We start from the raw sequence: 6,285 nt of genomic DNA, 5'->3' as shown, positions 1-6,285 counted from the left end.
TGCTGACGCCGCCGGAGCCCCCGCGCCGGCCCGACCCCACCCGGGTGGGGCGCAGCACCCTCGAGGCGCTGGAGGGGCCCTCCACGTTCCAGAGCGCGGCCTCCGAGGTGATGGTGCTGATGCGCCGCTACCTCGAAGGGGTCGAGCGGATGGACCTGGCCCGGGGCGTCACGCCGCGGGTGCGGTTGTTCCTGTCCCACCGGGTGGTCACCACCGGGACCGGGAGCGACGCGGGCTATCTGAAGTGGCTGCGCCGCGAGGAGGGATTCGGGGACGCCTCCGGCGGTCGCAAGTCCATCCGCATCGAGCAGGTAAGGGAGCTGGACTACAACGGCAGGTTCCACCGCGTGCGGGTGCCGGGCAGCAAGGTGATCGACATCGGGATTCCCGAGCTGTTCATGATCGCGCAGGGTTTCAACAGCACCGACGCCGACCGCCTAGGCTTCAGGCAGGAGGACGTGCTGGTGGACCACCACGACGGCCGCGGGCCGGTCGTGGCGCAGGCCGACTACCTCGCCGGCCTGCTGGAGGTGCTGGTCGACGGCCGGCTGCGGCGCAGGATCGCCTCCGACTTCGACAAGGAGGGCAACGAGTACTGGGTGCGGCAGATCGCGGTGGGGCATGAGGACGACGCCGAGGTCGGCTGGATCCTGGTGCAGGTTCCCGACTACAAGACGTTCGACCCGATCCTGTCCGGCCTGGTGCCGCCCGGTACCTACCGCAAGTCCAAGCAGTACCGGGCCGGCGTGCAGCACCTGATGCGGGAGTTCTACCTGGACCAGGTCTCGCAGATCTGCGAGATGCCGGTGTCGGAACTGGAGAGGATCCAGATGCCGTACGGTCCGAAGCTGTTCAGCCTGGTCGAGCGGGCCGGGGTGGACGCCCAGGTCGCGGCCAACGGGGTCGTCGCCGGGGACACCTTCGGCAACGGCCATTTCCTCACCAGCGGCGGCGCCATCACGGGCATGATCGGTCACGGGCACCGCGTCAAGCTGTACTGGGAGGCCCGGGACGCCGGAGTGCCCCACGAGCAGGCCATACGCGGCCTGGCCGACGGCATCAAGCAGGACACCGACGACTGGTTCGCGGTGAGCGCGCAGGAGTTCAGCACCGCCCTGCCGATCAACTTCGGCTCCGAACGGATCGCCACGATCGAGGCGGCCGGCGGACACCGGTCGTCCGCCCGAGCGACCACGATCGACGCCACCCGCCGTCACCGGCACACCCTGGTGCCGCTCGACCCGTCGGACTGGCGCCGGTTGCTGGTGCGCAGCGGGCGGATGCACGCCCTGGCCCTGCCCCCGATCCCGATGACCCACCCCGTCGTGCGCGGCGGTGGTGGGCTGCCTGATCCTGCCGACGCCCAGCAGGACGGTGCTACGGCCGGGATGGGGGCCGGGATGGGCGGTTGCATGGTCCAGCCGGGCGGTGCCATGGGCGGGATGGACGGTGCGATGGCCGAGGTGGCAGCTCAGTGAGCATCTTCCAGCCGAAGGGCGACTCGTTCGGGAGCCTGAACGAGACCGTCCAGTCGCGGCGCCTGATCGTGAGCCGCTACCGCAGCCTGCGTGAACGGCAGTGGGCCCTGCTGGTGCTCTGCACCGGCGCCCTCGCCATCGTGATCGACACCTCCATCGTGAACGTGGCCCTGCCCTCCATCGGCCAGGACCTGGGGTTCTCCGCCGCCGGGCTCTCGTGGGTGGTGAACGCCTACGCAAGTAGTACGTCGTAGCAACGTCTGACCTGCATAGATGTACCCCGCTTTCCCTGCAAGCGGGGTACCTTCGCGCGCTCGGGGCCTAGCTGCCGCAGATGGGCGCTGAGGTCGCGTCCGGCGCCGGGTCGGTTCGGTGCGACCATCCGGCCGCAGGGGCGGCGTCGTCCGATCTTGCTTCCCCTGGGACGCCGGCTCGTAGCGGAAACGTTCATCACGTGATGATCGCTCGATGGAAGGTGCGTTGTGGACCCTGCCGATGTCCGCAGGGGCACAGAGAATCGACCGGCGGCATTCCTCGGGATTCCCTGAATCGGCGGACTATCCGACGTCCACCGGGTATCATGAAAGAGAATTGAATAGAGCGGCCCGGGACGGTGTTGGTAGCACCATTCCCGGGCCTTGATCCCAAATCCTGCGTGAACAGGAGAGTGGAACCCATGGCCATGATGCCATACGGGACGGGCGGCGATAGCCGGTCCCATCTACAGGTCGTGTTGCAGGCGCACCCGGCGGAAGACGCTGAGATTCAGCTGCCGAAGCACACCCRGTACGCCGCGTTGYGGCCGGTGCTGCTGCTSCCGGGYGGGGTGCRGGTGATGGTGGACCCGAACGCGCCGTTGGACGTGGCGGGCAAGTGGTGGGACTCGSTGACSCTGGCSGGCACGATGGCKKCYCTGTGGTACCAGTCGCAGGTCACCGGATTCCCGGGCGGTCGCCACCGTCGGGACAGGGGCCAGTGATGGCCGGCACGGTGCGGGCGCTGAGTTTCACCCGACACACCGGCACTGGGGACAGTGCGGAACAGCGGGACGTGTTCACCTCGGCGTGCGCGGCACGGGGCTGGTCCGCTGGTGGTGCGGTGCGTGAGTTCGGGTCGGGGCTGCGGGCCTGGTGGGCGRCRCTGCGCCTGGTCCGSGCGGGCCGSTATGAYGTGGTSGTGGTCGACAGCATCGACCGSCTTGCCGAGACRGAAKCGGGCCRGYTGGCSGCKYTGGAGATGCTGCGCTGTGCCGGTGTGCGGCTGCTCGTGGCCCGGGACGGAACCGACACGGCCGATCCGGTCGGCGCTGAGCTGGTCGCCTCGCTCCTGACCGTGTAACACCTGGTGGCACCCGAACGGCCGGTAACCCGGATCACGGTTACCGGCCGTTTCCCGTCGGCGGAAATCTACGCCACGACACGTTTTTGTCTTTCACATACTCCGGGCTGAGCTGATCTCCTCCGTCGGTCGGGCAGGCCGCGCCTTACCCCGGGTTCTCCGGCCGTGCACGAGCGCCAACGTTGCCGGTGCCTGCTGGGTGCTGTGCGCTCTTGCGCGGTCGGGGGTTCCGGGGTAACCCCTCTGGGTGTCCGTCCGGCGGAGGCGATCAGCGGACATCCGCCGCACCTCCCCCTCCTCCAGAGCGAGGGCCGGGGTCTGGGGCAGCGCCCCAGAAAACACCAGCGTCAACCGCACACACCCCGCTCCGTCAGATCTCGCGGCCTTGGGGCGTAGCCCCCCGGGTATGAGCTGCCCGAAGGGCATCCGTATCTCTCACGAACCGCAGGCTTCCGCCTTTCCCGGCGTGCGGCGGGTGGTCTGACGCTCCGACGGGCCGACGCACCGACACACCCGGCAGGCCGACGCACCGGTGGGGAGCCGACCGAAGGGAGGCGGGGCCCCGCCGCGTGCGGCGAGCCCGGCCGGGCGTGGCGAGTGCGGCGCGCACGGCGTGTGCGGCAGGGCGTCCGCGCGCCCCGTAGGGGCGCCTTGAAACGGTACAGAACATTAGCGAGGATCTTGAACTACTCGGGGATCCGGGTTGTCGGGGTCACCTGGCAGTAGTTCTCGACCTCGGCTGCAATGTCGAGTGCCTGCGGCGATCGTCCGTACCGCTGGTCGGTCAGCGCACCTTGAATGCGCTGCATGAGGGTGCGGATCCCGTGGTTGCGGCGCTGGGCTGGGATGGCTAGGACGGGCCGGAGGGCGTCTTGGGCGCCGTCGACGTCACCCCGGCGGGTGCGAGCCAGAGCGAGGTTGATGTGGGCCCCGGCTCGGCTGCCGTAGCTGGCGTTACCTGCGGCGGCGAAGGCTTCCACGGCGTCCATGGCTGCCTGCTCGGCGCGTGGGTCCTCGGGGAGTCGGGTAAGGGCATCGGATGCGATGAACAGTTGGACGGCTACCGGGGTGGAGAGTTCACCCCCGATCTCGTCCAGGTCGTCGGGACGGGTCCGCTCGCGGAGGTCTACGGCTCGCGTGATGGCGGCATGGGCCTGTGCGCTGTCGCCGAGTGCCGCATGGGCACGGGCTGCCTGTACGGCGGTCTCTATCGCTGCCGTGCCGTGAACGAGGTGGACGTCTGCTTCGGCTGCTTCGATGTAGCGCAGTGCCTCGTGTGGTGCCCCTGTCCAGTAGGCGGCGCGGGCCTGTTCGGTGCGTACCCAGATGCGCAGGCCGGGATGATCTGCCCGGTCGGCGCACAGGTAGGCGACGCGGGCGTAGATGTCGGCGGTTGTGTGCTGGCTGAGGTCGACTCCTGCGCGGGCGAGGAGGCCGGAGGTGATTGCTGCGAGAAAGTAGAGGTCCCGGGCCTGGTCTGGCGGAGTTGGGCCGTCCAGGAGTCTGAAGGCGACGCGCTGTGCGTCGAGTAGCGGGCCTACAAGGTTCGTCGCCTCGGTCGGGAACGCGATGGCGAGGCTGCGTACCTGTTGGTGGAGGAAGTCGAGAACTTCCGGTCGAGCCGCGGCCCGTTCGGCGTTGACCAGGAAGTTAAACGCCTCTTCTGATTCGGTCATGATCCGCCTCTCCGGCCCGTCGGTATCGGGCGGGCGTGAAGCGGTGTACCCGCCGATGTCTCCAGAGTAAGGCGGCGGAGAGGACGCGGCCCGGTCACTGGGAGAGTCGGCCTGCTGCGGAGTCGTCTGGGCGTGCTCGGCGGGGAGCCGGTGGCGGAATCCCAGGTCGGCGTCTCCAGTGCCGAAGATGTGCCGGTAGCTGGCGCGGTAGTCGGCGCCGGGGTAGGTCTGCCCGCGTTCGTGCTTGCCGATGACTTCGGCGGTCGCCAGTGGCGGGGTGAAGCTTCGTTCACGGGCGCTGTCGACGTCGATATTGCGGATGCGTTCGGCGAGCGTGGGAAGGGTGAGCCCGTACTGAAGCCGATGCCGGCGGAGCATAGAGGGGTTCCATCCGGGGTGCTCTGTCGCGCGATGTGGCGTCACGGGTGCCTCCCAGAACAAGGGGTTGCACGAAGCGTAGCGGCCCATGTTCGGTGGCGGACCGGGCGGCAGGGAAGTCACCGTGGATTCGGCTGGTCGACTGATCATTTGACCTGCGATTCGACTGGTCACGTCAACCGGACAACGGCTCTGATCGCCGGACGGGCCGTCGGTGACAGCCGGTTACTTGACGTGGCATCTGTCCTTGGGCACGTGCGGAATCCGCGTTGAACTTCTCGTAGCGGCCCTGGTCGGGCTTGGGGCCGTCCCCCCCGGCCGGTGCCGTTGGGGGCCTGGGGTGCCGTGGCTGGAGTGCGCAGCATTCTTGGTCCCACAGGTACCGGGGGTTCGCGGTCTGACGGATGCGGTCGGTAGAGGTGGGAGCGATGAAGGACGAGGACAGGTACGACGTCGACGATGACGACTGGGAGTGGGATGACGAGAACGGGTATTCCTACGGGGCTCGCGCGAATGGTGAACCTCCGGGACGTGATGACCCCGTCGGGAGCCTTCGCGCTGGTAGTGCCGGGCGCTCAGGTGGTCGCCCCATTCGCGGATCTGCGGTCGATGGCGAACTATGCCCACCGGCACGGGATCACGATTCCGGGATACCGTGCGCTTCCGTTCCTGGACTTGGGGATGATCGCGAGCCTTTGAGGGATCTGGCTCTGGCTCTTCGTCCGGGGCCCGAGTAATGGCGAGTGGGGCGGTCACGGCCACGGGGTGGGAATTTCACACGGGCCAGCTCCCGGAGTTCGTGCCCTGGCACCGCGACGGTTTGATCATCGGCATGCTGCCAGAGCCGTTGCGGGCGGACAGCGAGGCACAGGAGATGCTGCTGTCCGACCAGTTGGCGGTGGACGAGGAAATCATGGTGGGGGCAAGTATTGGGATTGCCCAGCTTGCTCCGGTGGGGCTCGTACTGATGCACCGCAGGTTCACGTCGCTGATGGAATCCCGGGTGGCGTGGGCGGTCGGTATCCGGCTGCGGCGACAGAGGATCATGGYAGGTGAGTTGCCCCGGATCGTAATGGCGGGATCGAGACCGAACCCGGATGTGACACCGGACGGAGTGACGTTCAGTTTGCATCGGGTGCGCCTGCGCGACCACGAAGTGGTGTTGCCGATCGACGTCTGGGAGATCCATTTCCCTGCTCTGATTTGAAGGTCGACGCTGCKTCATAGTCAAGAATGACGCTCCGGTGAGCCTTCACCCAGATCCCCCGACGCGGAATCGGCCGCTGTCGGGTACCCAGGCGCGGTATTGGCCGCGCAAACACCAGGAAAGGTAGGGCGGAAAAATGGTGACGGTTGACCGTACGTATTCGGAAGTCCCGTTGTTGATCTTTTGGGGTGACGGCCTTCGGGGCTGG

The 6,285-nt window shown here is 67.9% G+C and carries 4 protein-coding genes and 1 pseudogene; 4 read left to right on the top strand and 1 reads right to left on the bottom strand.

Annotated features, from left to right (window positions below; genetic code table 11):
• The 3 genes and pseudogenes from KBI5_RS23415 to KBI5_RS23400 form a co-directional block, all read left to right on the top strand.
• A partial coding sequence (locus KBI5_RS23415) for a hypothetical protein (RefSeq protein ID WP_085016492.1) occupies positions 1-1,478 on the top strand: 1,478 nt, incomplete at its 5' end.
• Between the two features lie 68 nt (positions 1,479-1,546).
• Positions 1,547-1,714, top strand: a pseudogene (locus KBI5_RS28225) (MFS transporter); the annotation flags it as partial.
• 742 nt (positions 1,715-2,456) lie between these two features.
• Positions 2,457-2,816, top strand: a complete 360-nt coding sequence (locus tag KBI5_RS23400) for a recombinase family protein (protein WP_085016490.1) — start codon at positions 2,457-2,459, stop codon at positions 2,814-2,816.
• A 686-nt stretch (positions 2,817-3,502) separates the two neighbouring features.
• Here the strand turns inward: KBI5_RS23400 and KBI5_RS23395 are convergent.
• Complete coding sequence (locus KBI5_RS23395; RefSeq protein WP_023841793.1) at positions 3,503-4,870, bottom strand: hypothetical protein; 1,368 nt, start codon at positions 4,868-4,870, stop codon at positions 3,503-3,505.
• Between the two features lie 799 nt (positions 4,871-5,669).
• Here KBI5_RS23395 and KBI5_RS23385 point away from each other — a divergent pair.
• Positions 5,670-6,077, top strand: a complete 408-nt coding sequence (locus tag KBI5_RS23385) for a hypothetical protein (RefSeq protein WP_241883142.1) — start codon at positions 5,670-5,672, stop codon at positions 6,075-6,077.
• Positions 6,078-6,285 lie beyond the last annotated feature (208 nt).

The sequence above is a fragment of the Frankia sp. KB5 genome (assembly GCF_002099325.1).
Taxonomy (GTDB): Bacteria; Actinomycetota; Actinomycetes; order Frankiales; family Frankiaceae; genus Frankia; species Frankia casuarinae.
Note: the sequence above shows the minus strand (reverse complement) of the source record. Positions and strands in the feature narration are given on the sequence as shown.